This window comes from Streptomyces sp. NPDC101234, assembly GCF_044767525.1.
In the GTDB taxonomy this organism is placed as follows: Bacteria; Actinomycetota; Actinomycetes; order Streptomycetales; family Streptomycetaceae; genus Streptomyces; species Streptomyces sasae.
The window spans coordinates 33445-59000 of record NZ_JBIWOA010000037.1; the positions used below are offsets into that span (position 1 = coordinate 33445).

The 25556-nt window shown below is 69.1% G+C and carries 28 protein-coding genes and 1 pseudogene; 2 read left to right on the forward strand and 27 right to left on the reverse strand.

Translation table 11 applies throughout. From position 1 onward, the window contains the following. Nucleotides 1–13 precede the first annotated feature (13 nt). The 4 genes and pseudogenes from ACIRR9_RS44400 to ACIRR9_RS44415 form a co-directional block, all read right to left on the reverse strand. Nucleotides 14–979 carry a hypothetical protein gene (locus ACIRR9_RS44400; RefSeq protein ID WP_403764563.1) on the reverse strand — a complete coding sequence of 322 codons (966 nt, stop codon included), beginning with the start codon at nt 977–979 and terminating at the stop codon, nt 14–16. A 254-nt stretch (nt 980–1233) separates the two neighbouring features. Beyond that, nucleotides 1234–2078, reverse strand: a pseudogene (locus tag ACIRR9_RS44405) (IS5 family transposase). 430 nt (nt 2079–2508) lie between these two features. Then, complete coding sequence (locus ACIRR9_RS44410; protein ID WP_403764565.1) at nt 2509–2778, reverse strand: hypothetical protein; 270 nt, start codon at nt 2776–2778, stop codon at nt 2509–2511. Nucleotides 2779–2883: 105 nt separating this feature from the next. Then, nucleotides 2884–4104 carry a hypothetical protein gene (locus tag ACIRR9_RS44415; protein ID WP_403764567.1) on the reverse strand — a complete coding sequence of 407 codons (1221 nt, stop codon included), beginning with the start codon at nt 4102–4104 and terminating at the stop codon, nt 2884–2886. Nucleotides 4105–4246: 142 nt separating this feature from the next. Between ACIRR9_RS44415 and ACIRR9_RS44420 the strand changes: the two genes are divergently transcribed. After that, nucleotides 4247–4777, forward strand: a complete 531-nt coding sequence (locus tag ACIRR9_RS44420) for an NUDIX domain-containing protein (RefSeq protein ID WP_403764569.1) — start codon at nt 4247–4249, stop codon at nt 4775–4777. Between the two features lie 20 nt (nt 4778–4797). Here the strand turns inward: ACIRR9_RS44420 and ACIRR9_RS44425 are convergent, their stop codons facing one another. The 21 genes from ACIRR9_RS44425 to ACIRR9_RS44525 form a co-directional block, all read right to left on the reverse strand. After that, nucleotides 4798–5343 (reverse strand): NUDIX hydrolase, encoded by a 546-nt coding sequence (locus ACIRR9_RS44425; RefSeq protein WP_403764571.1) that lies wholly within the window; start codon nt 5341–5343, stop codon nt 4798–4800. Further along, on the reverse strand, nt 5340–6185 hold the full coding sequence (locus ACIRR9_RS44430; RefSeq protein ID WP_403764573.1) for a class I SAM-dependent methyltransferase: 846 nt from the start codon (nt 6183–6185) through the stop codon (nt 5340–5342). The genes ACIRR9_RS44425 and ACIRR9_RS44430 overlap by 4 nt, the downstream gene beginning before the upstream one ends. A 61-nt stretch (nt 6186–6246) precedes the next feature. After that, the gene (locus ACIRR9_RS44435; protein ID WP_403764575.1) at nt 6247–7176 is read right to left on the reverse strand and encodes a DUF2797 domain-containing protein; all 930 of its coding nucleotides are present in this window, start codon (nt 7174–7176) and stop codon (nt 6247–6249) included. 34 nt (nt 7177–7210) lie between these two features. Next, nucleotides 7211–7903, reverse strand: coding sequence for a dTMP kinase (locus tag ACIRR9_RS44440; protein ID WP_403764577.1), 693 nt, complete (start codon nt 7901–7903; stop codon nt 7211–7213). Continuing rightward, a complete protein-coding gene (locus ACIRR9_RS44445; RefSeq protein WP_403764579.1) occupies nt 7900–8979 on the reverse strand; it encodes a hypothetical protein in 1080 nt (359 codons plus the stop codon). Before ACIRR9_RS44445 ends, ACIRR9_RS44440 begins: the two co-directional genes overlap by 4 nt. Then, nucleotides 8976–9803, reverse strand: coding sequence for a hypothetical protein (locus tag ACIRR9_RS44450; protein ID WP_403764581.1), 828 nt, complete (start codon nt 9801–9803; stop codon nt 8976–8978). Before ACIRR9_RS44450 ends, ACIRR9_RS44445 begins: the two co-directional genes overlap by 4 nt. Beyond that, on the reverse strand, nt 9800–10429 hold the full coding sequence (gene folE, locus ACIRR9_RS44455) for a GTP cyclohydrolase I (protein ID WP_403764583.1): 630 nt from the start codon (nt 10427–10429) through the stop codon (nt 9800–9802). The genes ACIRR9_RS44450 and folE overlap by 4 nt, the downstream gene beginning before the upstream one ends. Nucleotides 10430–10487: 58 nt before the next feature. Next, nucleotides 10488–11231: a 7-carboxy-7-deazaguanine synthase QueE gene (locus ACIRR9_RS44460; protein ID WP_403764585.1), complete on the reverse strand. Its 744-nt coding sequence runs from the start codon at nt 11229–11231 to the stop codon at nt 10488–10490. Beyond that, nucleotides 11228–11641 (reverse strand): 6-pyruvoyl trahydropterin synthase family protein, encoded by a 414-nt coding sequence (locus ACIRR9_RS44465; protein WP_403764587.1) that lies wholly within the window; start codon nt 11639–11641, stop codon nt 11228–11230. Before ACIRR9_RS44465 ends, ACIRR9_RS44460 begins: the two co-directional genes overlap by 4 nt. A 58-nt stretch (nt 11642–11699) precedes the next feature. Continuing rightward, nucleotides 11700–12281, reverse strand: coding sequence for a DUF6624 domain-containing protein (locus ACIRR9_RS44470; protein WP_403764589.1), 582 nt, complete (start codon nt 12279–12281; stop codon nt 11700–11702). Beyond that, complete coding sequence (locus ACIRR9_RS44475; protein ID WP_403764683.1) at nt 12278–12850, reverse strand: hypothetical protein; 573 nt, start codon at nt 12848–12850, stop codon at nt 12278–12280. Before ACIRR9_RS44475 ends, ACIRR9_RS44470 begins: the two co-directional genes overlap by 4 nt. Before the next feature lie 74 nt (nt 12851–12924). After that, nucleotides 12925–13404 carry a LuxR C-terminal-related transcriptional regulator gene (locus tag ACIRR9_RS44480; RefSeq protein ID WP_403764591.1) on the reverse strand — a complete coding sequence of 160 codons (480 nt, stop codon included), beginning with the start codon at nt 13402–13404 and terminating at the stop codon, nt 12925–12927. A 26-nt stretch (nt 13405–13430) separates the two neighbouring features. Further along, nucleotides 13431–14663, reverse strand: coding sequence for a cytochrome P450 (locus tag ACIRR9_RS44485; RefSeq protein ID WP_403764593.1), 1233 nt, complete (start codon nt 14661–14663; stop codon nt 13431–13433). Between the two features lie 13 nt (nt 14664–14676). Then, on the reverse strand, nt 14677–15855 hold the full coding sequence (locus tag ACIRR9_RS44490) for a cytochrome P450 (RefSeq protein WP_403764595.1): 1179 nt from the start codon (nt 15853–15855) through the stop codon (nt 14677–14679). Next, nucleotides 15852–16442, reverse strand: coding sequence for a GTP-binding protein (locus tag ACIRR9_RS44495; protein ID WP_403764597.1), 591 nt, complete (start codon nt 16440–16442; stop codon nt 15852–15854). The genes ACIRR9_RS44490 and ACIRR9_RS44495 overlap by 4 nt, the downstream gene beginning before the upstream one ends. Then, nucleotides 16420–16776 carry a DUF742 domain-containing protein gene (locus tag ACIRR9_RS44500; RefSeq protein WP_403764599.1) on the reverse strand — a complete coding sequence of 119 codons (357 nt, stop codon included), beginning with the start codon at nt 16774–16776 and terminating at the stop codon, nt 16420–16422. The genes ACIRR9_RS44495 and ACIRR9_RS44500 overlap by 23 nt, the downstream gene beginning before the upstream one ends. Beyond that, nucleotides 16773–17183, reverse strand: a complete 411-nt coding sequence (locus ACIRR9_RS44505; RefSeq protein WP_403764601.1) for a roadblock/LC7 domain-containing protein — start codon at nt 17181–17183, stop codon at nt 16773–16775. The genes ACIRR9_RS44500 and ACIRR9_RS44505 overlap by 4 nt, the downstream gene beginning before the upstream one ends. Then, nucleotides 17180–18628 (reverse strand): ATP-binding protein, encoded by a 1449-nt coding sequence (locus tag ACIRR9_RS44510; protein WP_403764603.1) that lies wholly within the window; start codon nt 18626–18628, stop codon nt 17180–17182. The genes ACIRR9_RS44505 and ACIRR9_RS44510 overlap by 4 nt, the downstream gene beginning before the upstream one ends. Beyond that, nucleotides 18628–20472, reverse strand: coding sequence for a glycoside hydrolase family 15 protein (locus ACIRR9_RS44515; protein ID WP_403764605.1), 1845 nt, complete (start codon nt 20470–20472; stop codon nt 18628–18630). Before ACIRR9_RS44515 ends, ACIRR9_RS44510 begins: the two co-directional genes overlap by 1 nt. A 230-nt stretch (nt 20473–20702) precedes the next feature. Further along, nucleotides 20703–20903 (reverse strand): hypothetical protein, encoded by a 201-nt coding sequence (locus ACIRR9_RS44520; RefSeq protein ID WP_403764607.1) that lies wholly within the window; start codon nt 20901–20903, stop codon nt 20703–20705. 186 nt (nt 20904–21089) lie between these two features. Beyond that, a complete protein-coding gene (locus ACIRR9_RS44525) occupies nt 21090–21599 on the reverse strand; it encodes an ATP-binding protein (RefSeq protein ID WP_403764609.1) in 510 nt (169 codons plus the stop codon). Between the two features lie 131 nt (nt 21600–21730). On the opposite strand from ACIRR9_RS44525, the gene ACIRR9_RS44530 reads away from it, so the two are divergent. After that, a complete protein-coding gene (locus ACIRR9_RS44530; protein WP_403764611.1) occupies nt 21731–22969 on the forward strand; it encodes a helix-turn-helix transcriptional regulator in 1239 nt (412 codons plus the stop codon). A 78-nt stretch (nt 22970–23047) separates the two neighbouring features. On the opposite strand, the gene cutA is transcribed toward ACIRR9_RS44530, so the two are convergent. Together cutA and ACIRR9_RS44540 are read right to left on the reverse strand one after the other, a co-directional pair. Further along, entirely contained in the window at nt 23048–23368 is a 321-nt protein-coding gene (gene cutA, locus ACIRR9_RS44535; RefSeq protein ID WP_403764613.1) for a divalent-cation tolerance protein CutA, read from the reverse strand. A gap of 1190 nt (nt 23369–24558) precedes the next feature. Then, nucleotides 24559–25524: a pirin family protein gene (locus ACIRR9_RS44540; RefSeq protein ID WP_403764615.1), complete on the reverse strand. Its 966-nt coding sequence runs from the start codon at nt 25522–25524 to the stop codon at nt 24559–24561. Between the last annotated feature and the right edge of the window lie 32 nt (nt 25525–25556).

Sequence of the window (25556 nt, forward strand, 5' to 3'; positions counted from 1 at the left end):
TTCGTAGCGGCGGTCACGGCCGGAGAGCCTCGATCACCGGACGGGCCACAGTCCCGTGCTGCAGGTACTTCGTGGCGGTGTGCGTCCACAGCCCGCGGGAGTCAACGCGCTCTGTCACGGCCTTGATACCGCTCTTACTGGGGCGGATCCAGTCGGCCAGGTGTGGTCGGCCCACCACGATGTCGTCGCGGTCCCAGAAGTTGAGCCAGAAGGCGACACCCTCCGGGCAGGACGCCGGGGTCGGCACCAGACGGTCCAGAACCACCGCCCCCAGAGCCAGAGGTGAACCCAAGGTCACCCAGAGAGGCACCTTTCCCTCGTACTCGTGCAGCGCCTCGTAGGCGACGACCGTGCCCAGGCTATGCGAAACCACCACGAGAGGCCGCGCAGGGTCTACGCCGTCGAGCACCCGTGCACGGATGGCCGCGCCCAGCTCCGCCCTCTTGACTCGGCGGTCCAAGTAACGGCCGACTTGGGCGAGCTGGGACAGGACTGCCCAGCCGTTCATCCACTGCGCCGCTTGGCGCACCCCTGGGAGGCGCAGCATGGTCGTCGCGACGCCGACGAGCCGACGGCCGATGTCTCCTACACCTTGGGCCTGTCGGCCCTGGATCGCGGCGTCGAGCTGGAAACGTGCGTCATGGATGGCCCGGGCGTCCTGGGGGCTGCTCTCGAGCGGGAACTGCTCGGCGAGCTCTTCCAACATCGAGTCAAGTAGCTCTATAAGGAAGGGAGCTTCATACCCGTCGAGTTCCCCGGCTGCGTCGCCCTGGGCTCCCCGGCGGTTGAACAGATCGCTGTAGTTGGCGAATGTGACATCCGCCAGCCAGCCCTGTGTCAGTGCGGAGATCGCATCGGCCATCTCGGCGTCCCGCGCTCCGGCGGCCAGTGCTTCCAGCCACCGGCGGCGGTCAGTGGCGGTGTGTCGAAGGCCGCCGATGCCGTGCACGAACAACAGTTGAGGCTTCCCCGTGGCCATGACGCCCTTCCTCTTTACTTGGCAGAGGAACATTCTGCTGCATCTGGGGTCGCACGGCAGCCGGACCACACGTTCGTGCCAGTAACCTCAAGAAGGGTAGCTGCCGCCCGGGCGGCGCGGTGCCGGGCCGGGCGGCCTGGCACCCCGCATGACCACATCGCCAGGAATTGCGCCGGGTCCCACGCAGTCGCGCATCAGCCAGGCCAGATCGAAGTCTGATACCGCCGGCGGAGCCCTAGGCGGTTTCGTTTAGATCAGCGGGCGGACCAGAGGAAGATGCCTGCCACGTGGAGTCCGGCCAGGTAGATGGTTGCGGTCTTTTCGTAGCGGGTGGCGATCCCACGCCACTGCTTCAGGCGGTTGATGCACCGCTCGACGGTGTTGCGCTGCTTGTAGGTCTCACGGTCGAAGGCCGGTGGCCTGCCTCCTCGGCTGCCCCGTCGCAGCCGGTGGCCCCGCTGGTCCTCGGGGATCGGGATCACCGCTCGGATGCCGCGTTTGCGGAGGTGGTCGCGGATCGCGCGGGACGAATAGGCCTTGTCCGCAAGGATCACGTCCGGCCTGGTGCGGGGTCGCCCTCGCCGTCGTGGAATGCGCAGGCCGGCCATGACGTCCGGGAAGGCGGGCGCATCCCCGGCCTGCCCGGCGGTGAGATGGAAGACCAGCGGCCGACAGCGGCCGTCTGCGGCAAGGTGGATCTTCGTGGTCAGTCCGCCGCGGGACCGGCCGATGGCGTGGTCGGCCGGTTCGCCGGCCGGGGCCCCTTTTTGCGGGCCCCTGCCGCGTGCTGGTGAGCACGCACGATCGTGGAGTCCACCGAGACAGCCCAGTTGAGGTCCTCGTCGGCGTCGGCCTGGGCCATCAGCGCGGTGAACACCCGCTCCCAGGCGCCGTCCACGGCCCACATCCGCAGCCGGTTGTAGACACCCCGCCAGTTGCCGTACTTCTCCGGCAGATGCACCCACTGCGTGCCGGTCTGGAACTTGAAGGCGATCGCGTCGATCACCTCCCGGTGATCACGCCACCGGCCGCCCCGCCTGGGCGTCCGGTCCGGGAGCAACGGCTCGATCCGCGCCCACTGCGCATCACTCAACGGCATACCCGGACCAACGACCAACTGATCCAAACGAAACTGCCTAGCCCACAGGACCTGTACCCCACCCATGACTCGACCCTCACGGATGCCATGAGACAAGTCGCATAGAACGGGACGCGAGTCACCGCAGTGGGTGACCCCGCCCTCGACAACAGCCACCGGACGTGAGATTGGAGGCCATCCCACTCAGACCGGTGAGACTCATCCACGCTCAGACAGACGGGACAGAATCAGACAGAAGATCGTCTCACTGCGCTGTCCCTTGGGCCGGACAGAGGCCACCATCAAGGGGAAAGGGAAACACGAAATGCGAGCCTACAGGCGACGAGGTCGAAGAACTCGGTGTCCACGGCCGGATCCGGCACGACGTACAGGTGCAGTACGGAGACGCCGGACTCCCACGGCCGGCTCCGGAACACTGGGACAAACGGCTTCACGCGCTGTCGCCTCTCCTCGGCTGCCCGAGACAGACCTCATGCACGCGGCGGAAGCTGTAGCGGTTGGCGACGGGGTCTTGTGTCTCCAGGACGAACCAAAGGGAGGAGAGCGTGGCAGAGGCGCGGTTGCCGGGGCGGAGCCCGCGGCCGAGGTCGGAGGCGAGGCGGTCCGATCGTGCGGCCGGCTCGGGGGTGTCGGTGTCCGTGAGGCCGTAGCCGCCGGACACGTGTCCCCACAGCAGGTCGGCGACGGAGGGGACTTCCAAGCCGGCAGCGAGCAGCCCGGCCCGTACCGCGAGGTAGACCTCGTGCAGACCGCCCGCCGGCTCGACGTCCGCATGAATCCCCTTCCTCCAAAATAAAATTGAGTATCAGAGTGAACGTAATGGCGTGGCGAGCTCTGGGCGGAGGGCGATGGCGTCGCGAAGGAAGCTGCGCTTCGAATAGAAGGTGTGCTCGGCGGCCCAGCCGTGATTGGCGAGGTACTCGCAGAGCCAGCTGTCGATCCGCTGCATCTCGATGAGGACCTCGTCGTGGTCGTGGTCGAGGATGCTGCGCGAGCGGAGGTACTCCAGTTCGCACTGGGAGAGCACCACGTCGGGGGCCGCCAGGAGGGCACAGCGGTCGAGGAAGATGCCGTAGACGTGTCCGGTGCGCAGCGACTCGCACTGGATGTCGTAACGGACACGCACGAACGGTGACATGGGTTGGACCTGGAGACCCAGGTCTTCGTGGAGAAACGCCTCGAAGCGGTCGGGGGTGATGTCGAGGCCAGGGGTGAGTTCCTCGCGGCGGGCGAAGGCGTCCTCGGCGAACCATTTCCGCTTGAGTACGTGCCCGGCGGTGACAGTGGGGATGAAGGAGGCGTAACCGATCTCGGGCTCTGGACCGGTGACGTCGAACAGATGGTTCTCGGTGTGGTGGATCTGGAACTCTTCCCGGTACTCCGGACGGCAGCCTTCCAGCTTGCCGTCGCGCAGTGCCTTGAGCAGTTCCATGGACGCGGCCCAGATGTCCGGTGCCGGATCGAGGGTGTACTTGAACTCCAACTCGGTGCCGGAGAAGTGCTTGCGGAAGTACCGCAGGTGGTTGTTGAGCGCCGTGCTCGCCTCGGCGTGCGCCGTCAGCACGGGAGCGAACCAGCGCAGTTCCTCGACCAGGCCGTGACCGATTGGTTCTCGGGTAGTGCGGACGAAGCAGGCGTCCTCGGGGTGGAAGCGGATCTGCGCGTACGCGTGGTAGCCGCCGCCGGGGTGTTCGGCCAGATAGCACAGCGGCACTAGGCCGGGGGCGGCCTCGGGTCCGACCAGGCCGCATAGGGCGGGGCCGGCGATGGCGTCGGGGAACAGTTCGCCACCGTCGATCCTGGCCGCCCCGATCCGGGTGCCGCCGTGGTGCAGTGCTTCGACGGGGCAGGGCCCCAGCGCGTTCCAGCGGACGATTACGGTGGTGGCCGGCTGGCACACCTCCTGCGGTGGCACCCGTACGAGGAGGATCGGCTCGTCTGGGCGCCGCGGTGCGGTGCGGTTGAGGAGGTGGACGCCGCCGAGGACGACCCAGGCTCCCCGGTCTGAGGGTTGCTCATCGGGCACGCTTGTCTCCTTCGTGTGAAGCGGGCGCCGCGGGTGATCGCTCTGCGGTCCGAAGGGGCCACCGGGTCGCCTGGACATCTCCGGAGGGCTGCCTGATCGTCGCTGCGAACTTCGGTGGGTTCGTCGGCTTAGGGTGGGGCGGGTGAGTCATGGTGAAGTCGGTCAGGTGATCTTGGACGAGGCTGTTGCGGATGCCCGCCTCGCCGCATGGGAGTTCGACGATGCACGGGCCTGGTTGGAGGAGGCCCGCCGGGATCCGATGGAGCCGCTGGCGGCCGAGGTGTGGGTCACTGACCCTGCTTTCGAGCACGTCCTGTTGGTTAAGCACCGTGTGCGCGGGTGGGTGCCGCCCGGCGGCAAGGTCGAGCCGGGGGAGGCACCGCGTGCGGCGGCGGCACGAGAGCTGCTGGAGGAGACCGGCTTGCGCAGCGAGCTGCTGCCCGAGCCAGCAGCCGTGACGGTGCGTTCCTACCGGGCGGACTGGTCTCCGACGCTGGGCCTGTCCTATGCCGCGGTCGTCGGACGCGACGTGCAGCTCGTCGGAGAGCAGAACCAGCCGGTGGCATGGTTCCGTCTGGACGTCGACTGGAACAGCGTCTTTCCCGAGGACCGCGAGCGGATCCGTGCGCATGCTCGTCGTCTGGCAGCCGACCGGGCGGTCGGCTCCCGCTGAGGTAGGCCCCTGGGTGCTGTTCACAGGAGGGCCTCGATCCGGTCGAGGTCGGCCGAGGGGAGGGTGACGAACTCAAGGTCGTGCAGGAAGCGGCACCACACCGGCTCCAGGCCGGGTTCGCGCTCGAACTCCTCACGGTCCAGGTGTCCGTTGGCGTGCGCGGCGGTGCGCAGCGCGTGCTGCTGCAGCTGGTCGGGGTGGATCCACCGAGGTGCGCGGACCTCCCGGGGCGAGGGGCACAACGACCCGGAAACCTTGGCCTGGAAGATCCACCAGTGGTGACCGACCGGGCCGCTGGGGGTTCGGTGGCAGTGGTTGGGCCGCCACTGGTCCAGCAGCAGGCGCAAGTGGGTGACGGTGAGACCGACCTCTTCGGTGACTTCGTCGCGAGCTGCCTGCTCGGGGCCGCCATGCTCGTCGACGTGGCCGGCGACCGGGGCGACTCCAACTGGAGGGGTCACTCGCTCGAACACCAGCAGGCCGCTCGGGGAGGAGATCAGTACCCCGACGCTTGCGTGGTCACAGAGGCGGGCCCCGCCGCCGGGAGCCGGGGACGGCGGAGTCATGCGGCGACCATTGGCCGTTGGGCGACGACGACGAGCCAGCTCGTCACAACAGGAGTATCGGGGGTGGTCATGGCATAGGCGGTGTCGAGGATCTGCATCTGCTGTGCGTGGGTGAAGTCGCCCTCGGGCCGCGCGAAGACGGGGATGGACAGCCATGCCTTCTTCTCGGCCATGGTGCTCTGCTGGGCGGTGACCTCTGTGCCGACCACCGTCAGTCCGGCTCCGCTCAGCTGCTCAGTGATTGTTTCCAGCGGCAGCTTCGGCGGCCTGTCCGCATTGCGAGGTGGTGGGGTGTATCCGCGGACCTCAGCGGCGACATGACGGATGAGGGCGTTCAGGGAAGGCCCGGTGCGGGCGGACAGCTCGGCGGGGTGCCGGACGCCGGCGAAGCCCCCACCGACGTTGAAGGTGAAGTACCCACCTGGGCGCAGGACGTGGGCGACGGCCCCGAACACTGCGACGGTATCGGTCTTCCAGATAGCGGAGTTGCACACCACGGCATCGGTGCTGCTGGCGCGCAGGTGGTCGGCGAGCCGTTCGGCCGGGGAGGTGATCCAGGTCAGGCGGGCGTCGTTCAGGGTACGGCGGCCGACACGCTGCATCGCAGCGGCGCTGTCGACGGAGACGACCCGGGCGTGGGCCGGGAGCAGATCGAGGATTGCGCGCGCGGTCGCGCCGGCGCCGCCGCACAGGTCGACCACCAGGCTGGCGTTGGCGAGATGGCCTCGGCGTGCGAGGTCGCGACTGGTCGCGTCGTACATGGGATGGGCACGGGTGAAGGCGTTGTACGCCTCGGCGTTGCTGTCCTCGTCCCAGCCGAGGATGGCGTCCTGGGGTGCCATGCTGCTGTGGCCTCGCTTCGCAGGGCGGTCCGGCAGTTGCAGGCCGGACGTTCGGACAGGGTCAAAAGAGCGCGGACTGTACGGCGGCGGGCGGTGAGGAGAACTGCGCGCCGAGGACGATGCGCCGGCCCTTGAGGGTGCCGAGGTCGAGCAGGTAAGGCAGCTGTTCACCGTCGCCGTCGAGGGTGGCGAGGACCTGGGAGCCGAGGCAGGAGAGCACCGTCAGCCCGTGCTCACCGGAGCGTGGGTCGTGCGGATACAAGGCGCGCCCGGTCTCCGGCGTCCGCAGCAGGTCACCTTCGCCGGGCGCCGTCCACTGCTCCGGTGTGGCCTGGACGTTCATGCTGCTCAGGGCCTCGGTGGCGCGGTCGAGGTGCTGCTGGTGGGCGGCGCAGGCCGGGGCGAGGTCGCGCAGCTCTGCCAGGGCCGTCAGCTTGGCCGCGGCTCGCACGGTCTGCGTCAGGCCGAGGTGGCGGGTGAGGGCATCCTCCAGGAATCGCACGGCGCGGCCGTCAGCACTCCGGGCGAGGTAGGTGGCGATCAGGGCACCCTGTTCGTCGAGGCGGGAGCGTTTACGGGGTTCGGCCGCGGTGCCGATCTTGGTGGCGCCGTCGGCGAACGTCGCCAGGTACAGCCAGTGCGGCTGGGCCATGTACGCCGCCAGGGCGTCGGGAACGTGCCCGCCGGAGTGGAACCGGTGGGCGAAGCGGAAGTCGTCTTGGCTGGTGCAGGCCGGGCACTGTCCGCCGGCCTCGGCCGGGGCCCGGCCAGGGCAGGCAACCGCCTCGACGCGGACGCGGTCGGCGAAGCGGTACCGGCCGGTGCACCACCGGCCGGTACCGTTCACCTGGTAACTCAGACGCCTGCCCGTGACCGGGGCGTAGACGAGTGGTCCGCCGGTCACGGGGGCGAGCAGAAGACGGGGGTCTCCGCTCGCCCAGGTGATGCCGTGGCAGACGTATGTCCCGCTGGCGGGCAGGGCCTGGTCCATGGTGCGTTCCTTGTCGATCGGGGAGGGACAGGGGTCAGACGGTCAGGTGCAGACGGCCGGCCAGGGCAGCGGCGGCGGCCTTGAAGACCTGGTCGCGGTCCAACTGGGCGACGTCCATCGTCAGCCAGGCGCCGCGTTCTGCCTGCTCGCGCATCTGGTCCAGGACGGTGTCCTGGTAGCGGATGAAGTCCTCGTCACCGCCGCCGGCGTGGCCGGTCTCCAGAGAAGTGAACGAGCCCTTGCGGACGAGAGCCTCGCGAGCACCGATGTTGAGGAAGAACACCAGGTCTGGCTCTGTCAGATGCGCGAAGACCTGCTCGCACAGGCGGGCGGAGACCTCGGGGTTGACCGCGTACCGGGCGAGGATCTTGTGGTGCGAGTTGTCGAGGATCGCGTGGGTGCCCGCGGCGAGGGCGGGCTGGATGACGAGTCGGTCCTGCAGGGTGTACCAGGAGGCCAGGGCGAGCAGCCAGTAGTGGTCGCCGCATGCCTGGGCGACACGGGCGTCGCGCCGGTAGACCAGCTCGTTGAGGCGGTCGAGGTAGGCAGACAGCTCGGAGTCCTGGGGGACGCCTGTGCTGTGCTTGCCGATGAGGACTGCAGTGTGGCCGGCGTCGTTGAGGGCCTGCTGCAGGCGGGCGGCGAGGGTGGACTTGCCGGCACCGTCACCGCCGACGAAGGTGACCAGCTTCCCGGCAGCGGTGGTGGTCGGCGTGTTCGCCGTCATCGGGATTCTCCCAGGGGTTGGGTCGGACTGGCGGTCAGGCGGCCGGTGATGATGGTGCGGATGCGGTCGACGAGAACGGCGCGTTGGCGCAGGACGTCCCTGTGACGCTCATTCGACAGGTCGGCTGGGTAGTGGGTGGCGAGGTTGTTGGAAATGACGTGGAGGTAGCCGAATCTGATCCCCGCCTGGCGTGCCGCCGCCCCCATGGGCCCGATCTCCGGGTCGACGAAGGCGTACGATCCCCTGTGTTGGGCCAGCCAGTCGCGGTTCTCCAGCAGGATCGACGGGGAAGAGACGTGCAGGCCGATCTGCACCCCGCCCTGGGCGGCGGCGAAGTCGCCGAAGAAGTCGTCCCAGCTCACGAGTGCTCCGGAGACCAGGCTTGTGTTGCCGGTCGCCAGCGAGGTGTTCGGTTCCATGCCGGGGGTCAGCGAGCCGACCTTGCCGACGTAGACGACGTTGCTGGCGCCGAGTTCGGCAAGGCGCGCGACGACCCGCCCAGCCACGTCCCCCCAGATGCTGTGGAGGAACCCGAGGTAGACCACGCGACGGCCGGCGACCTTGGTACGTTGCCACGCGTAGCCGGGTCCGCAGGTCCACACTCCGTTCTCGGGAGCGAGGTGCTGAAGGCCCCAGCCGACGATCACGAGGTCGCTGTCCAGTTCCAGGTCGAGCGCGTTGAGCGCAGTTCGGCACTCCTCTTGCTCGGGCGGCAGATAGGTGACGGTTTCTGCCGGACGGCCGGTCATGGCCAGGTACGTGGCGATGATCAGGGCGTAGTGCTGGACGTAGTCGGCTCCGGGGAACGCCTTGACGACGAGGTCACGGCCGTGGATCTCTGCGGTAGGCCGCTCGACGTTGAACAGTTTCCCGGTCTTCTCGTACCGGGAGACCACCACCGTGCGGTCGTAGCTGCCGATGACGCGGATGCTGTCCCAGTCCTGTTCCTGGATGAGGTGGTGGACCTTGATCTCTAGGTAGCGCAGCAGCCTCGCGCGCGTCATGGTGTGCCCGGCTGGCTCGATCGGTGCGGCGCGCAGGAGCCCGGGGGCAGGGCTGGCCAGTAAGGGGGTCATCGGCGCTCCTCGGCGATCGTCACGGCGCTGCCGGCCGCCGCGCGGACGACGCGGATGTTCTTCCGGATGAGGTCGAACCGGTCCTCGGGGATCGGGCCGAGTTTCTCGATCCGGGGCGTGGAGGGCTTCTCGTACGGTCCTTCGGGCAGCAGAGCGATGCCCATGGCGCCGAGGATGACCGGGGCTGCGCCGTCCACGGAGGAGATCCACTCGTGGTCGCGCTGCTCGATCAGCTCCAGGTGTCCGGTCCGGCCCAGACCGAGCAGCCGATAGACGAGTAGATCGTCGACCATGCCGTGGTCCTTCAGATAGGCGGTTGCCAACCAGCGGGTACGGCACAGCTGCTCGTCGGGATCCGGCCGACGCGAGGCCGGCAGGGCGATTGCTCCGGCCCAGTCGCTGCTCGCGAAGGCGTCGTAGGTGCGCAGCCACTCGTCGTCGTCCACGGCGTGCAGCACAGCGCACAGCCGGAAGGCATCGCCGGACAGCTCACGGATCTCTCGCGCTGCCTTCTCGCTCGCCTTCAAGGTCGCGGCCCCGTCCCGCATGACGTCCGGCAGGATGATCTCCATCGCAGACACCGCGAGCGCGGCTTCGACGAGCCGTTCCGCCGACAGGGCGTAGCCGAGGTCGAAGAGCCCGTTGTCGACGATGATCTCGGCGCCCCGCTTGGCCTCGTGAGCGAAGAAGGCCCGGTAGATCTGGTTCGACAGCACGTGCTGGGCGGCCACGTGGTGGACGCGGGCCGGCTCCTGAGCGACGAAGTCCTCCAGATAGGCAGGAGGAGCGATGACGGAGAAGTCGATGCCCCCAGTGGCGATCACGGCGCCCGCCACAGGCCGGTGGTGAGGGTGAGGAACTGCTGGGAAAGGACGGGGTCGGTGCCGAAGCGCCCGCCCGAGTGCACCGTTGTGGTCCGGGCCTCCTCCATCCGGACCCCCCGCATACTCATGCACAGGTGCACGCCGCGCACGGCGACGGCGACGTCCTCGTGCCCGATCACGCCGTTGAGGTATTCGGCCACCTGGCGGGTGAAGCGTTCCTGGACCTGCAGCTGGCCGGCGAAGTACCGGGCCATCCGCCCGAACTTCGACAGGCCCACCACCTCTCCGTCCGGCACGTATCCGGCCGTGACCTGCAAGTTCATGGGCAACATGTGGTGCTCGCAGAGCGACCACACGCTCATACCGCCCACGATGACCAGCTGTCCGCCCAGCTGGGACTCGGTGAAGCAGGTGGCCGTTGCGGATCCGTCCGGGGAGAGGAAGGTTTTCCACCAGGCCGCGACCCGATCCGGGGTTCCTGCGAGCCCTTCGCGGTTGGGGTCCTCGCCCAGCTCGACCAAGAGCTGGTGGATCAGGTCGGCGACCCGGCCGGTGTCGAGGACCACAGCGGGCCCGGGAACGGCTGCGGTCGACGCCGCTGCCGGGCTAACGATAGAGGTCGTCATGGGCGTCTCTCGTTTCCGGGGACTGGAGGGAACGGATGGGGCGTGGTGGCGCGTATGGTCAGCGGCCTCGGGCGTCCGCGAAGGCCAGCACGTGAAGGCGGGTGGTGAAGTGCCAGTGCCGTGCCGCGACCTCGTCGGCGAGAACCCGGGTGGTCGCGGTGATCTTTTCGGGCGTGGTGCCCTCTGGCATCACCCACACCGGCGCGAGCCGGTGAGCGTCGGCCAGCTCCTCGATCCGGTCGAGGTCGGCCGCCGTGGAAGCGACGAACTTGAACGCCGCGCGCCCGGAGGCCACGAACGCCTCCAGCGCGGCGGGCACGATGCTCTTGGTCACCTTCACGCCGAAGCTGGCGAGCTTGGGCGAGACGTTGAACCGGACGCCGTCGACCATCAGTTCGGGGTCGGGTGCGATGGTGCCGTTCGTCTCGAACTCGACCCGCTTGCCGGCTGCTATCAGCCCCTGGCAGAGAGGCACCAGCCGTGCCTGCTGGATCAGCGGCTCGCCACCGGTGATCACGACCAGTTCGACCGGCGAGGACACGGCCCACGCCACCAGATGCGCCACGGACCGCTTCGCCGACTCCTTGCGCGGATCGAACTGGGACCAGTCCCAGGTGTACTTCGTGTCGCACTGCGCGCAGGTGAGGTTGCATCGTGACAGGCGGATGAACAGCGCCGGGTGTCCGCAGCTCGGTCCCTCGCCCTGGAAGGTCGGCACCTCGACGCCGAAGCACTCCGCGACGATCAGGCGGGATTCAGCGTCGTCAGCCAGGAGTTCGGTGATCGTCTCGGTGACGGTCATTGTCCCTCCACAGCGAAGCGGGCCCAGCTGCTCTGGGTCTCGCGGACCTGGACGGCGACCAGGCGGCCGGGGGTAGAGGGCTGAAGGTTCTGGACGAACCAGCCAGCGAGGAACTGGGCCAAGCGCTCCGAGGTCGGCTCGAAGGGAAGAATCTCGTGCAGGTTGTGATGGTCGAGTTGGGTGTTCAGGAACTCTTTGAATGGGGCGAGCGCCCCGAAGTCCGTGACGAAGCCAGGCTTCCCCAGCGAGGACGCGGTGAGGATGACCTCGACCTCGTAACTGTGCCCGTGCTGGCGGGAGCACTTGTGCTCGTCCGGTAGTCCGGGAAGCCGGTGGCCAGCCTCGAAGCTGAACGTCTTTCCGATGGTGAAATTGCCGGACAGGAGTGGAACGGCACTGAAGTCTTCCATCAGATTCCTTCGCTAGTTGAGGGCGAGGGGCCTCGGGCGGGATGAGGCAGCCGCTTTCTCAAGCGGCCGTGGCCCCCGCGAGGACGACAGTCGGGGCTTCATCGGCAAGGCCATCCGGGGCGTACCGGCGGTGCACGGCCTCCAGGGAGACGGCGATCGGCGGCAGCCCCACGGTGGCCCTGCGTAGGTCGACGGACTTCGGCGCGCGCAGCGGGCACAGCTCGATGCCGTTGGCACGCAGCAGGAGCTGGGTGCCGTACTCCTGGTCGCGCCCGTTGGTGATGAGGGCGCGGTCGTGCAGGTGCGCCCAGTGCTGGACCAGCGCGTCGCCGGCTTGGACCGCACGTCCCAGCAGGGTGGTGGCGGCGCGCTGGAAGGCGGGGTCGTCGTCGCTGTGCAGGGCGATGCTCCACGCGGCGCGGGCCGCGTCGGGGCCGACGAGGCGGTGGCCGGGCCAGTCGTGCTCGGCCAGGATGCGGCGCAGCACCTTGCTGTTGGCGTGCTCGGTGTGCCGGCTCTGTCCGAGGTGGACGGCGTCGAGCTGGTCGCGTACGCGCTTGGCCCGGTGCGCGGCCGATTCCGTGGCGCGGGCGATCAGCTCGCGGGCGAGGTCGGGCCGTTGTGGTGCGTCGGTTGTCACGCGTTGCTCCGATCGTCCGGGGTCGGCTGAGGCACGTGGGCCTGGCAGCTGATCAGCGCGGTGAGCCCGGGGCGGTGTTCGGCGGGGAGTTCGAGGCGGGCGACTCGGTCGCCGTCGCGTCCGGGGCCGGATCCGCACACGTCCCAGCCGGTGTCGGTGAGCCGGTGCAGGAGGGCGGCGAGGGGTTCGGCTTCGAGGGCGTGGCGGGCCAGGGTCTCGGCTCGGACGACGGGGAGGTCGAGTCGGGCGGCGAAGTCGGACGCCCACAGGGTGATCAGGCGTGTGATGTCGTCGGACTGGTCGGGCAGGGTATGGACGCGGCCCAGGTGGAGGCAGGGGCCCTGGCCCCATCCGAGGTCGGGATCGTGTTCGGGGATCAGGCAGGCCAGCATTCTCCCGTCCTCGAACAGGCCGGCGGGCAGGATCTGTGCCTGGCGGAACTGCGCGGGGATGTCGGCTTGGGCGGGGACGGGCAGGCCGTGCAGGGTGAGCCAGTGCTGGCGGTCCTGGACGAGTGCGGCGGCTTCCTCGCGCTCGGCTGCGGTGCTCAGCATGCGCATCTCGTAGATGGCGGCTGGCGGAGCCTGGGTGAAGGGGACGGGGGTGGAACGGTCCTCGCTGGCCGTGGGGGTCATGGGCCGGGTCACTGGCTTGCCCCGTTTCGCGTTCCGTGAGGCTGCTCGGTCGGCAGTAGCTGCCAGCTGTGCGCGAGGACCACCAGTTCGGTGGTGTTCTGTGCTCCTGTGGTGGCGAGGAGCTGGTCGAGGGCGTCGCGCAGGTCGCCCGGGGCGAGGCCGGCGGTGCGGGCGATGTCGCGGGGCAGGGTGTGTTCGGTGGCGGCCTTGAGCAGGCTGATCTGCTCGGGGCTGAGATCCGGAGTGGGCCGTTGCGGCGCCGGGGCGGTGATCTGGCCGGCGCCGAGGAGGCGGTGGGCGACCACGGCGAGGGAGCAGCGTTCGGGACAGGCCAGCTTCCAGCGCACGGTGCGCAGCGTGGAGTGGACGGTGCTCGGCTTGAGTTGGGTGGCGGCTGCGATCTCGCGGGAGTCCAGGCCCTTGATCACGTGCTGGGCGATGCGCTGTTCGGACGGGGTGAGGGGCTGTGTTGGGGCGAGGGCGGTCATGGCAGGGGTTCCTCGTTGCGGGCCGGTCAGTCGGTCGTCGTGGGGCGCAGCAGGACGGGCATGCTGGTGTGTCCGTTGCTGATGAGGCTCGGCAGGCGCTGCAGGTCCTCGCGCTGGGTGGCGAGCTGGGCGTTGGGGAAGCGGTCGAAGAACTGGCGCAGGGCGGTGGCGACTTCGAGGCGGGCCAGCGGGGCGCCGAGGCAGAAGTGGACGCCGTGTCCGAAGGCGAGGTGTTCCTTGTTGATCCGGGTGGCGTCGAACTGGTCGGCGTCCTGGTGCAGGGCGGGGTGCCGGTTGGCGGCGGCGTAGGAGGCGAGGATGGCGTCGCCGGAGCGGATGGTCTGCCCGTCGGGGAGCGGGATGTCGGTGAGGGCGTAGCGCAGGGGGAGGTGCTTGACCGCGGGCTCGTGCCGCAGGGTCTCTTCGACGATGTCCTGCCAGGTGCTCCGTCCGTGCCGGACGTGGGCGAGCTGGCGCGGGTCGGACAGCAGGGTGGTGAGGGCCTGGTCGATGACGTTGACGGTGGTCTCGTATCCGGCGCTGATCATCAGCAGGAGTGTGTCGCGCAGTTCGGTGCCGCTGAGGGTGGAACCGTCGCCTTCCTCGTCGCGGGTGGCGATCAGCAGCGAGGTCATGTCGTTGCCGGGTGCGGACCGCTTGACGGCGATCAGGGCGTCGAGCAGGCCGTAGAGGGCGGCGGCGTTGGCAGCCTGTTCTTCGGCGGTGAGGTGGGTGGCGAACACGTTGTCGACCACGGTGCGGAACTCGGCGCGCTGGTCGGCGGGGACGCCCATGAGCTGTCCGATGACGGCGATCGGAAGCGGGTAGGCGAGGTGCTCGCGCAGGTCGACAGTCTCCCCTGCCGGGAGGGCATCGAGATCGTCGAGCAGGCCGGTGACCAGGGTCTCGATGTCGGTCTGGAGGGCGGCGGTGCGGCGGGCGGAGAGGGCGGGGGCGACCATGCGGCGCAGGCGGCTGTGGTTCTTGCCGTAGGCGGTGAACATGTTCTCCACCGCGATCCAGAGGGCCAGCGGCCAGGTGTGGACGGTCTCGGCGAAGGCCGGCCAGTGGGCGCGGCCGTCCTTGGAGACGTCCTTGCCGGTGAGCAGCTGCTTGAGGAGGACGGGGTCGGAGACGGACCAGGCGTGCACACCGAGGATGTCCACGAGGGTGGCGGGGCCGCGCTCGCGCAGGGCGTGGTGTTCGGCGTCCGGGTCGCTGCCGGTGGGGTCGAGGACGAGTATCTGCTGTTCGGGCATGGCGGGGTCTCTTTCAGCTGGTGGGGAAGGTGACCGGCAGGGCCACGAGGGAGCGGTGGAAGGGGCCGGGGCGCCAGGTGAGGTCCTCGCGGCGGGTGGCGAGGTCCATCTCGGGCAGGGCGTCGAGGATGTGGAGGATGGCGGTCTGGGCGATGAGGTACGCGTGCGAGCTGGCCGGGCAGGTGTGGGGGCCGGCGCCCCAGGCGAGGTGGGCGCGGTTGCCCAGCGGCGGGCTCCCGACGAGGTCGGGGTCGTTGTTGCAGGCCGCGTAGCTGATGACCACCGGCTCGTCGGCCGGGAGCAGGCAGCCGCCGATGTCGGTCGGCCGGGGCGGGTAGCTCATGGAGAAGTTCGCGAGCGGCGGGTCGCGGTACAAAACCGTGTCCAGGGCTTCGCGGACGGAGGCGTCGCCGGCGTGCAGGTCTCCGGAGAAGTTGGGGTTGGTGAGCATCTCCAGGAGCGTGTTGGCGATCAGGTTGGTCAGCGGCTCGATGCCCGCGCCGTAGAGGGTGATGAGCTGCTGGCCCATCTCGATGTCGTTCAACTGCGCGACGTGGACGAGGAGCCTGCTGGTCACGTCGTCGCCCGGATGTGCCCGGCGCCGGGCGACGAGGTCGGCGACGGCCTGGGCGAGGATCTGGTTGCCGATGGTGGCGTTGACCCCGTCGAAGATCTTGGACATGCCGTCCGCGATCCGGTGGCCGACCTCGTCGGGGCAGCCGAGCAGGCGGCTGAGCATCTTGAAGGCGAGCGGCCAGGCGTACTGGGCCAGCAGATCGGCCTTCCCCTCGGCAGCGAAGGCACTGATGGTCTGGGCGGCGACTTGCTCGACGTGATCGCGCAGCGCGTGCTGGTCGACGGCCTTCAGTGCGGCGGTGTTCGCGGCCCGGTAGCGGGCGTGCTCGGCGCCGGCGGAGCGCAGGGCGTTGGGCCGGTACTCCATCATCGGCCGGATCGGGCAGGTGTCCGGGACGGTGATCTGCCACCGGCGTGGGTCGGCGGGGAAGCGCTGCGGGTCGCCGAGGATACGGCGGGCCGCCTCGTAGCCGACCACCAGCGTGGCCGGCACGCCTGGCGCCAGGTCCACCGGGACCAGGGGCCCGAACTGCTCGCGCATACGCCGGTAGAAGGCGTGCGGATCCTGGGCGAAGTCCGGCTCGTACAAGGAGATGCGAGGGGGCGCGGTGCTCACGGTCGGGGCTCCAGACGTGCGAGGTATTCGGTGAGCTGGATCAGGGCCTGCATGCACGAGGTCCGTTCGCGGGCGTCGCACACGATCAGCGGGGTGTGTCCCTCCAGGGCGAGCGCCTCGTCGATCTCGGCGAGCGGGTAGCGGGGTGCGCCGTCGAACTGGTTGACCGCGACCGCGTACGCAACTCCGGTCTCTTCGAGGAGGGTGAGGATCTCGTGGGAGGCATCGAGGTCGCGGGGGTCGACCAGGACCAGGGCGCCGAGGGCGCCGACGATCAGCTCCTCCCACAGGAACCGGAACCGAGCCTGGCCCGGGGTGCCGAACAGGTACAGCACCAGGTCGTCGCCGAGGTGCTTGCGCCCGAAGTCCACGCCGACGGTGGTGGTGACCTTCTCCGGCGTGCGGGCCAGGTCGTCGACCATGGCGCTGGCCCCGGTGATGGTCTCTTCCATGTGCACTGGGGGCACTTCGGAGACGCTGCCGACGAAGGTGGTCTTGCCGACGCCGAAGGCTCCAGCGACCACGATCTTCGCGGTCGCCGTCACCGTCGGCGCGACGAACCGGTCAGGCGTGAGCGCGGAGGCCATGAAGGACCCTTTCGATCAGCGAGGCGGGAGGGCGGTCGTCGTCCTGGGCTTGGGCGAGGGCCATCAGCCCTTGTCCGATGAGGTCGGCGACGAGGATGCGGGTGGTGGAGGGCGGCAGGGCGAGTGCAGAGGCGATCTCGGCGACGGCCAGACCGCCGCCGCGCGCACCGGCGAACAGAGCTAGCAGGCGGCGGCCATCGGTATCGAGACCGGGAAGGGTGCCGGTCGCGGCGAAGACCACGCTCTCCAGACGCACGTCCGTGCTGGGGCGAGTCCGTCCGCCCGTGCGGACATAGGGCCTGACCAGGTCGGGATCCTGCCGCGGCCTGCTCATGCTGGCGGTGCTTCCACGGCGCTGGTCACCCGCGTCTTGACGCCCAGTTGGTCGCCGACGCTTCCCGCCAGCCGCAGGGCGGCCTCGCTGATCACGCCGATGTCGACGTGGGGGCCGCTGGTGCGGACGGCGAGCATCGTGTTCTGTCCGGCCGGGATGAGCAGGGAGATGTGGTCGACCGACTCCATGACGAACTGGCGCACGCCTCCGCCTCGGGTTTCACGGTCGTAGGCCCGCGATGCCGCCCACAGGGTGGAGGTGATGGCGGCGATCTTCTCCGCCCGCTCCCGCGGGAGGCGGGGCGTGTAGTCCGGGCTCATGCCGTCGGCCGCGACGAGCACGGCGTACTCCACGCCGTCGGTCTCCTCCAGGCGCTCCAACAGCCAGCCGATGTTCTTCTCGCTCATGCCTCGTGTCCTTGCTCGTCAGGGTTCGGGGAGGGGGCGGCGTCAAGTTCGGCGCGGGCCACCTGGGTGCCGCGGGCCCAGGAGGCGATCACGCTCGCGCGTCCCGGCTCGGCGTTGACCGGACGGCGGGTGGGAGCAGGTGCCGGGGTGCCGCGCCGGAGGCGCCGTGTCAGCCCGCTGGCCGTCGTCCCGGCAGCGGTCGGTACATCGAGGCGCTCCTGTGCCGGCGGGTGCGCCGGGGCGGGGACGGGCTGCGGTCCTGGCGCGGGTGGGGCCAGTGCCAGGCGGCCCTCCGGGACGGGGGCGAGAGCGGTGTGCGGAACGCTGTGCGTCGCGGGTGTGGCCTCGGTCACGGTGGTGAGGAGGTCCTGGGGAAGGGTGAGGAGAGCGCGGGTGCCCAGCAGCGCGTTGGGGGCCTGGACGTCGATCCGGAATCCGTAGGCGCGGGCGAGAGCGGCGGCGACCCGGAAGCCGGTCTTGGGCAGGGCACCGAGCTGTGTGATGTCGGAGGCGCGCTGGTCGGTGAGGACGTCCCGGGCTTCGTCGAGCTGTTCCGGCGTCATCTGCAGGCCGCTGTCATCCACGATGACGGTGACCCCGTGGTGGCCCTGCTCGAAGGAGACGTGGACGCGGGACTGCGGCGGGGAGAACCGCAGCGCGTTGTCCAGCAGCACAGCGAGGGTGTGCACCACGGGCCCGACGACACGGGTCTTCACCGCGAGGGGCAGCTCCTGCGGTGCCACGCGCTGGTAGTCCTCGACGTAGCCCATCGCGGCCCGCACCACATCGGTCAGGGTTGTGGTGGTCCAGTGCCGGGTCAGCTTGCCGCCGGCCAGCACGGTCCAGCCCTGCGCGACCAACAGCATCTGCTGCACGGTGCGGTCGATCCCGGTCAGCGTCTCGAAAGCCGCATCGTCCTGGTGTGCCCGGACGCCCTCGCTGACCCTGCGGCTGGTCCTGGCGGCCATGCCCACCAGCGCCGACGACACACTGCGCACCGCCGCCTCGGTCGACCGCACTGCATTCGCCTGCCCGCGAGCGATCTCCGTTTGCGCGTCGGTGTGCGCACGGCGCAACTCCTGCGCCCCGCGGGTCTTGACCTGTTCGATCTCCTGGTGCGCGGCGTACTGGATGTCGCGGACGATGGCCTGGGCGAGGCCGGCGGTGGCCTTGGCCACGAGCTGCAGCCGCTCGCCGACCGCGGTGCTGGTCAGCTCCGGTGGGAGAGCAGGTGGAGCAGCCCGGCCGCCGCTCTTGTGGATCTGCGGCAGCACCTCGTGGACCAGACGGTCCAGGGCCTCCTCGGTTGCCTGCTGCTCGCAGGTCAGGAGATGCGCCTGCTGACGTGCCGCGAGGCAGCGGCAACGAGTGACCCAGGCTGCCGCTCCGGCGAAGACGGTTGTGAAGGCGAGCAGCACGAGCGTGGTGATGGCGAGCGTGTTCATCAGGCACCCGCCGCCACGAGGACGTCCGCCTCGGCCGCCGGGGCACCCGCGCCGAGTTGCTGCAGCAGGAGCGCGGAGCCGATGACCCCGATGTGGCTGTACGCCTGCGGGAAGTTGCCCAGCTGCCGCCCGCTGGCCGGGTCATATTCCTCGGCGAGCAGGCCAAGGTCGGTGCGCAGGGCCAGCAGCCGGTTGAACAGGGCGCGGGCTTCGTCCAGGCGGCCGGTCAGAGCGAGCGCGTCGACCATCATGAACGAGCAGAGGAGGAAGGTCCCCTCGTTCCCGGTCAGGCCGTCACTCCCGGTGCGTCTCCCGGCGGTCCGGTACCGGTGCACGAAGCCCTCGGGGGTGGACAGTTCCCGGCGCACCGCTTCCACCGTTCCGATCACGCGCGGGTCGTCCGGCGGCAGGAAGCCTACCCGGGGGATCAGCAGCAGGGCGGCATCGACCTCCTGCGACCCATAGGACTGCGTGAAGGTGTTGCGTTCGGCGTCGAAGCCGCGGGTGCATACGTCGTGGTGGATGGCCTCGCGCACCTCGATCAGCGCGAACAGGTCGGCTTCCATGGCGCCGGCCTCGACCAGACGAATGGTGCGGTCGACGGCCACCCAGGTCATGATCTTGGAGTGGACGAAGTGCCGCCGCTGACCGCGGACTTCCCAGATCCCCTCGTCGGGCAGCCGCCACCGCTCGGCCAGGTGTTCAACGAGTCGCTGGTGCAGGACCGCGGTGTCGCCGCACGGGGCGACGCCGCTCGCGTGCGCGAGGTAGAGGGTCTCAATCATGTAGCCGTAGACGTCGAGCTGCACCTGGTCGGCCGCCCCGTTGCCGATCCGGACCGGTGCGGAGTTCTCGTATCCGGGCAGCCACCCCAGCTCCCGCTCAGGCAGGTCTCGCTGCCCGGTGACGCCGTACATGATGTGCAGGTTCTCGGGATCCCCGGCCACGGCCCGCAGGAGCCACCTTCGGAAGGAGTCGGCCTCCTGCCTGAACCCCGATCCGAGCATCGCTGCCAGGGTGGTGGAGGCGTCGCGCAGCCAGGTGTAGCGGTAGTCCCAGTTCCGTCCGCCGCCGAGTTCCTCGGGCAGTGACGTGGTGGGCGCGGCGACGATGCCCCCGCTGGGCGCGTACGTCATGGCTTTCAGCGTGATGAGCGAGCGGACGACGGCGTCGCGGTAGGGCCCGGTGTAGGTGCACTGGCTCGTCCAGTCCTCCCAGAACGCCAGGGTCCTACCCAGCGAGGCTTCGGGCTCCGGGATCTCGGGCGGGAAACCGTGCGACGGACTCCAGCTCAGCACGAACGCCACGCTCTCGTCGGAGGCAACCGTGAAGGAGGCCACGATCGCCCCGTCCTTCTCCCGCTGCTCGGTGGCCGTGTCCAGCCACAGCGCGTCCTCGCCGCCCTCGGCCACCATGCGCCCGCCCACCTCGTGGACCCACGGACTGATGCGGCCGTAGCCGGGGCGGGCGCGCAGCGCGGACACCATGGCAACCTCGCCGGAAGTGCCGTCCACGATCCGGATCACCTGAGGCGCTCCGTCGCGCGGCGGCATGAAGTCGGTGACCCTCACCCTGCCGGTGGAGGTCGTCCACACCGTCTCCAGTACGAGGGACTCGCCGACATAGCGCCGCTCGGCGCTTGCCGCGGTGCCCTCTTGGAAGGCGGCGGCGGGGGCTATGCGCCATACCCCGTGCTTCTCCGAACCGAGCAGGGCCGCCAACGGGGCCGGCGAGTCGAAGCGGGGTAGGCACAGCCAGTCGATCGAACCGTCATCGCAGACGTGGGCGCTGGTCTGCATGTCGCCGATCAGGCCGTACTGCTCGATGCGCGGTAGACGTGTCATCGTGTGGATCTCCGTGAGCCCCGCGGGTCCGGGGCGGCATCGGGGCCGCTGCAGCGGCCGGGAACAGTGGGCAGAAGGCAGATAGGTCGGTGGTCACTGGAGTGGGGGAGCGTCGCCGGGCGGCGACAGGTCCTCGACGGCTCGAACCGGGCTGGCCGCCCGCTCGCTGCGAAGCACCAACCAGGCCGTCGGTCCGAGAACCAGAGCCATCACGACGGCACCAGTCACCGTCATGTCCGCGGCACCGAAGCGGCGAAGACCAGACGGGCCAGGGCGAGGGCGAAGACGGCCCCGCGACGCACGTTGACCGTCAGCCTCGGCCAACACCGCCCGCCGTACACGCTGATCGGCTTCGGACCGCCGCGCTCCACGTAAGCCATCAGCTCCTGAGTGGCCTCGGCGAGCCTGAACAGATACACCCAGCTCGGCATGAAGCCCTCGGGGGACGCTGTCGGAGCAGAGTCGCTGCGCGCGCAGCAGGGCGGGAACTCCTGGAGCGGTCCACGCGCCCAACTGGGCAACGTGGCCGCGCAGAAGGCGAACGAGGTCCTCCACAGCGGCAGCGCTCTCGGGCAGCGGCGAATCCTCGCCCAGCACCAGCGTCATCATCGTATGGCTCAACCCGCAGCCCTCGCGTGCCGGAACTCACACCACGTCTCCTTGCCGCTGCTCTCCCACGCGTCTGAGATCGCATCGACAAGCCGGATTCCGCGACCAGACTCACCGTCGGGGCTGGCTTCCTTGAGTACAGCTGGGGCCGGATTGTGATCGGTGACCGAGATGCGCACCACGTCGACGGCCACAGTGATCCGGAGCACGACTTCTCCCTCACCGTGAACCACGGCGTTGGTGACCAGCTCCGAGACGGCCAATACGACGCCCTCTGCCACCGGCTCTGAAACGCGGCACCGCCGCAGGAACGCCCCGACCGTCTGCCGCATCTCCCCAACTCTCCCGAGATCAGGGAAAAAGGCCGTCTGACAGCCATGTGATGCTGTTGGTATCTCTGGCCTTGCCGAGGTGCTGTACCGGTCATCGTGAACCGACCTCGCGCATGGCACGCCGACCATGTCGGCGAAGCTACAGATGCCTCTGCCGTGCGGGGTCTCCTCTTGGGGCCTGGTCATGGGGGCTATCGCACCGCGTGGCGCCACCGTCGACCAGGGGAATCCAGAGGGGGAAAAATCTGTCAAGGGGGAAACCTGGAGGGGAAATTGAGGCCATGATTGGATTCCGCCCACCAGCAGAGGTCACACTCATGTCAGATCCGTTCGCCGACCTACTCCTACGGCTTCGGCAGGACGCGGGTCGGACGCAGGAGGAGCAGGCAGAGGCGATCAACGCTGTCTCCGGCCGGGACACCATGACCCGGCGAGAGATCAGCCGCTATGAGAACTTCGAGAACATCCCGACCAATCACACAATCGGCCACATCGCGGTGGCCTGCGGTGTCCCCTTCGAGGAACTACAGCGGGAGGCCAAGGCTGCCCGCGGTCGCAAGAGAAAGGGGCATGCCAATGCGGAGGACCAGGACGCTGTGAAGCGTCGCACGCTGCTGGGTGGCGCCGCTGCTGGTGTGAGCGCGGCTGCCGAGCCCTGGGGGCGCCTCGCCATCGCCCTCGGTAAGGGGGCCAAGATCGATTCGCCCTCCGCCGGCGTGCTCATCGACCGGGCTGCTGAACTGCACGTCCAGGAACTCAACATCAGCGCCCGGCGGCTACAAAGCACGGTCGAGTCGCATCTTGACGCGATAACTGCGGCTCTGCCCCGAGCTGGTGAACATGAGCGGGCTCTCACTATCGCCGCCGGAGAAACCGCCGCGCTGGCCGGCTGGGTGGCTTGGGATCTCGGTGAGCATGACAAAGCCGACGCCTACTACACGGTCACGTCGCAGTGCGCGGCGACCGCCGGGCACCCTCCGCTCCGAGCCCTGGCCCTGACCTACAGCAGCTACGGCGCCTCGACGCCGAAGGCGAAGTTGGAGTTGCTTTCCCAAGCGGCCAGCGATGTGCGAGGCCGTGGCAACGCTACTGCTGCCGCCTGGGTCCTCGGCAGACATGCGGAGGAGGCTGCGGCCGCCGGTGACGAGATGGGGGCGCTCCGGGCATTGGAGCGAGCGCGCTTCGCCTACGACTTCGCCGATCACGCCAGCGAGCAGGCATGGGTCCGGTTCGTTACTCCGTACCGCATGGACTCGCTGGCTCTCTCTGTATATGGGCAGTTGGGGCGTCCCGAACTCAACGCTGCAGCAGGCACCGCAGTCGACCGCCTCGGAGACGAACTCCCGGGCGGCGGCGTCGTGGTTCTCGGTGATCTCGCTTCGGCCCTGCTGCGCGGAGGTGACGTTGACCAAGGGGTCTACGTGTCAAACCAGTTCGTGGCAGCGGCACAGGCCAAGCCCAACACGATGGGCAAGGAGCGAGCATCGGCTATCGCAGCGTCGCTCCCAGACAGTGAGCCGGAACTCGGCCGCGTTCTAAGGCAGTTCGCGTCCTGAGTTTTCACACGCGGTAGGCGGGGAGGCTGGCCCAGGACGCGAACGCCGTCATACGGTCGGCTTGGCGCTCCGCAGAACCTAGGCCGTCTCCTCGACAACCCAGGACAGATACGCCTCGGATCCTCCGGTCACGGGCAGCGTGATCCACTGGGGGACGTCGTACGGGTGCTTCTCGTGCAGCCATGCCTCCAGCGCCGGGAGCCGGTCCGTCGTAGTCATGTACGAGATCCGCCACTCTTGTGCCGTCTCGACCTCCCCCTTCCACCAATAGAAGGCGGTGATTGGCGCATCGATGTGAACGCCCGCTGCCAGCTTGCTCTCGACCGCGCCACGGGCCAGCGCCTTCGCCTGATCCTCGTTGTCGCTGGTAGTCTGCGCGATCACAATCTCGTTGGACATGCAATTCCTCCCCTGCTCGGTTGTCGCGACTCTACCGAGCCGTCAAGGGCACACGGTCATGCTGCTGAAGCAGCATCAACCCAGCCAGTGCCGGAACTTCCGCACAGACCCGACCCGATCATGCCGGTCGCCGAGCCATCGAGGCGGCGAAGCCCCTGTCCGGTGGCATCCGAGGGTAGTTCCGGGATCGAAAGTGGAACCCCGCGATTGGTGGGAGCACAGGCCCACGGGCACACTCGAGTGTGTCGTGAATGGTCACGTGTGAGTTGGCAACGTCGACCGCGCGAACCCGTCCACTACTGATGGACTTCAAGCTGGTCGCCGTCGGGCTGTCGGGCGGTCGGAGTGGGATCTTGACTCTACGGCCACGGAGATGACGACGGCCACCGAGACCGAGTACGCCCATCCCCGCGGGTCCGGGGACCAGACGCTTCCGGAGATACGGAAGCCGTCGCTCTGGGGAACACCCCCGCGGGTGCGGGGATGGTCCCTCTGCTTCAGCAGGGACCGCAAGCCGATGCGGCTGCTGCCTGGGCCCGCGAGTATGGTCCGCAGCGGGCCGTAGGCCTCGGCCACGCCGGGGGCTGCTCCCCGTGCATGCGGGGTTGCCCAGACTGTGCGCGCTGCCGACGGCGGTAGTGGTCTGCAGTTCATGCCAACCAGAGCGTGAACAAGCCGGTTACATGCAAGGAGCGGACGTCGGGCCGCCAGCCTTTGGTGGCGCATTTCGGTCTGCACGGGATGAGCGCACTGCGTGTGCAGGCGGGCGGGGATGAGCGTAAGAGAGACGACCGATGCGCTTTCAAGGCACGTTCGTTGCGGCACACCCGTGTTTGTAGAACCCGCACAAGAGGTCGCCAGGTGAGTCGCTGATCCGTTGTGACTCTCGAAGTCGCTTCGGCCATTGGGTCGTCAGGTGACTGCGGCGCCTCGCGGACTTCCGCAGCCGCACTTCACGAGAGTCGGACGTGCCGCCGCCTCGGAACCTGATTACTCGTCAGTAAAGTCAGCGTTGGGTCAGCATTCGTCCTGGCAAAGCTGCCCACAGATGCCCACACCTTGGAATCGAGAAGCCCCTCGGAGGCGCCGCTGCGGGTGCCTCCGAGGGGGCTCGCATCAGTGACCGTCAAGGTGAGGTGGATGTCCGGGTAGTTCTGGGGATTGGGGCGGGAATTTTGCGTCTTGCCTGGTCAGCGGGCCCGTCCTCGAGGTTTGAGGGGGGGCTCGGGCAGTGCCGGCGCGCGGAGCGGAGCCCCGTCGTAGCCCTTTACTTCGCCGAAGCGGGTGCCCTTGGACCAGTCTTCCCGGGCCTGTACGATCTCCTCTTGGGAGCGGCCGATGAAGTTCCACCACATCACGAGCTCCTCCTCGAACGGCTCGCCGCCCAGGAGCATGATCGCCGCTTCCGACTCGGCGCGCAGGGGGAGTTCGGAGCGGCCGCAGCCCAGGTAGAGCATCGAGCCGGGGAGTACGGGCACGCCGTCGACGTGTACCTCGCCGGACATCGCCAGTACGCCGTACTCGAAGTCGGGCTCCAGCGGCAGCCGCAGCTCCGCGCCGCTCGCGAGCGCCAGGTCCGCGCCGACGATCGGGGTGAACGTCGTGCCCGGGGAGGCCGCGCCGTCGAGGGAGCCGAGGATGACCGTGGCGGTGAGGCCGGGGGCGGTGACCTTCGGCAGGTCGGCGTGGTGTTCGAACCTCGGGTCCGTGTGCCGGTGGGAGTCCGGGAGCGCCACCCACAGCTGGGCCCCGTGCAGGAACCGGGCGTGCGACCTGGGGCTCTCCTCGGAGTGGCTGATCGCCCGGCCCGAGGTCATCAGCCCGAGCTCGCGCGGGCGGATCGTCTGCAGGCTGCCGGTCGAGTCGCGGTGCAGCACCTCGCCCTGGTGCAGCCAGCTCACCGTCTGCAGCCCCATGTGCGGATGCGGCGGCACCTGCATCCCGGGCTCGTCGGCGATGTCGTCGGGGCCGTAATGGTCGACGAACGCCCAGGCGCCGATCATGCGGCGGCCCAGGTTCGGCAGCAGCCGGCGCACCTCGGTCGACTCGCCGAGTTTCACGTGGCGGGGGCTCAGCAGCTCGCGGACGGGTTCGGCGACGACGAATCCGCGGCCGCCGCACACGCTCGGTACGGGCGCGCGGTCAAGGTTGCTCATGCCGCCAAACTTAGCGGCCGAAGGTCCCGGTT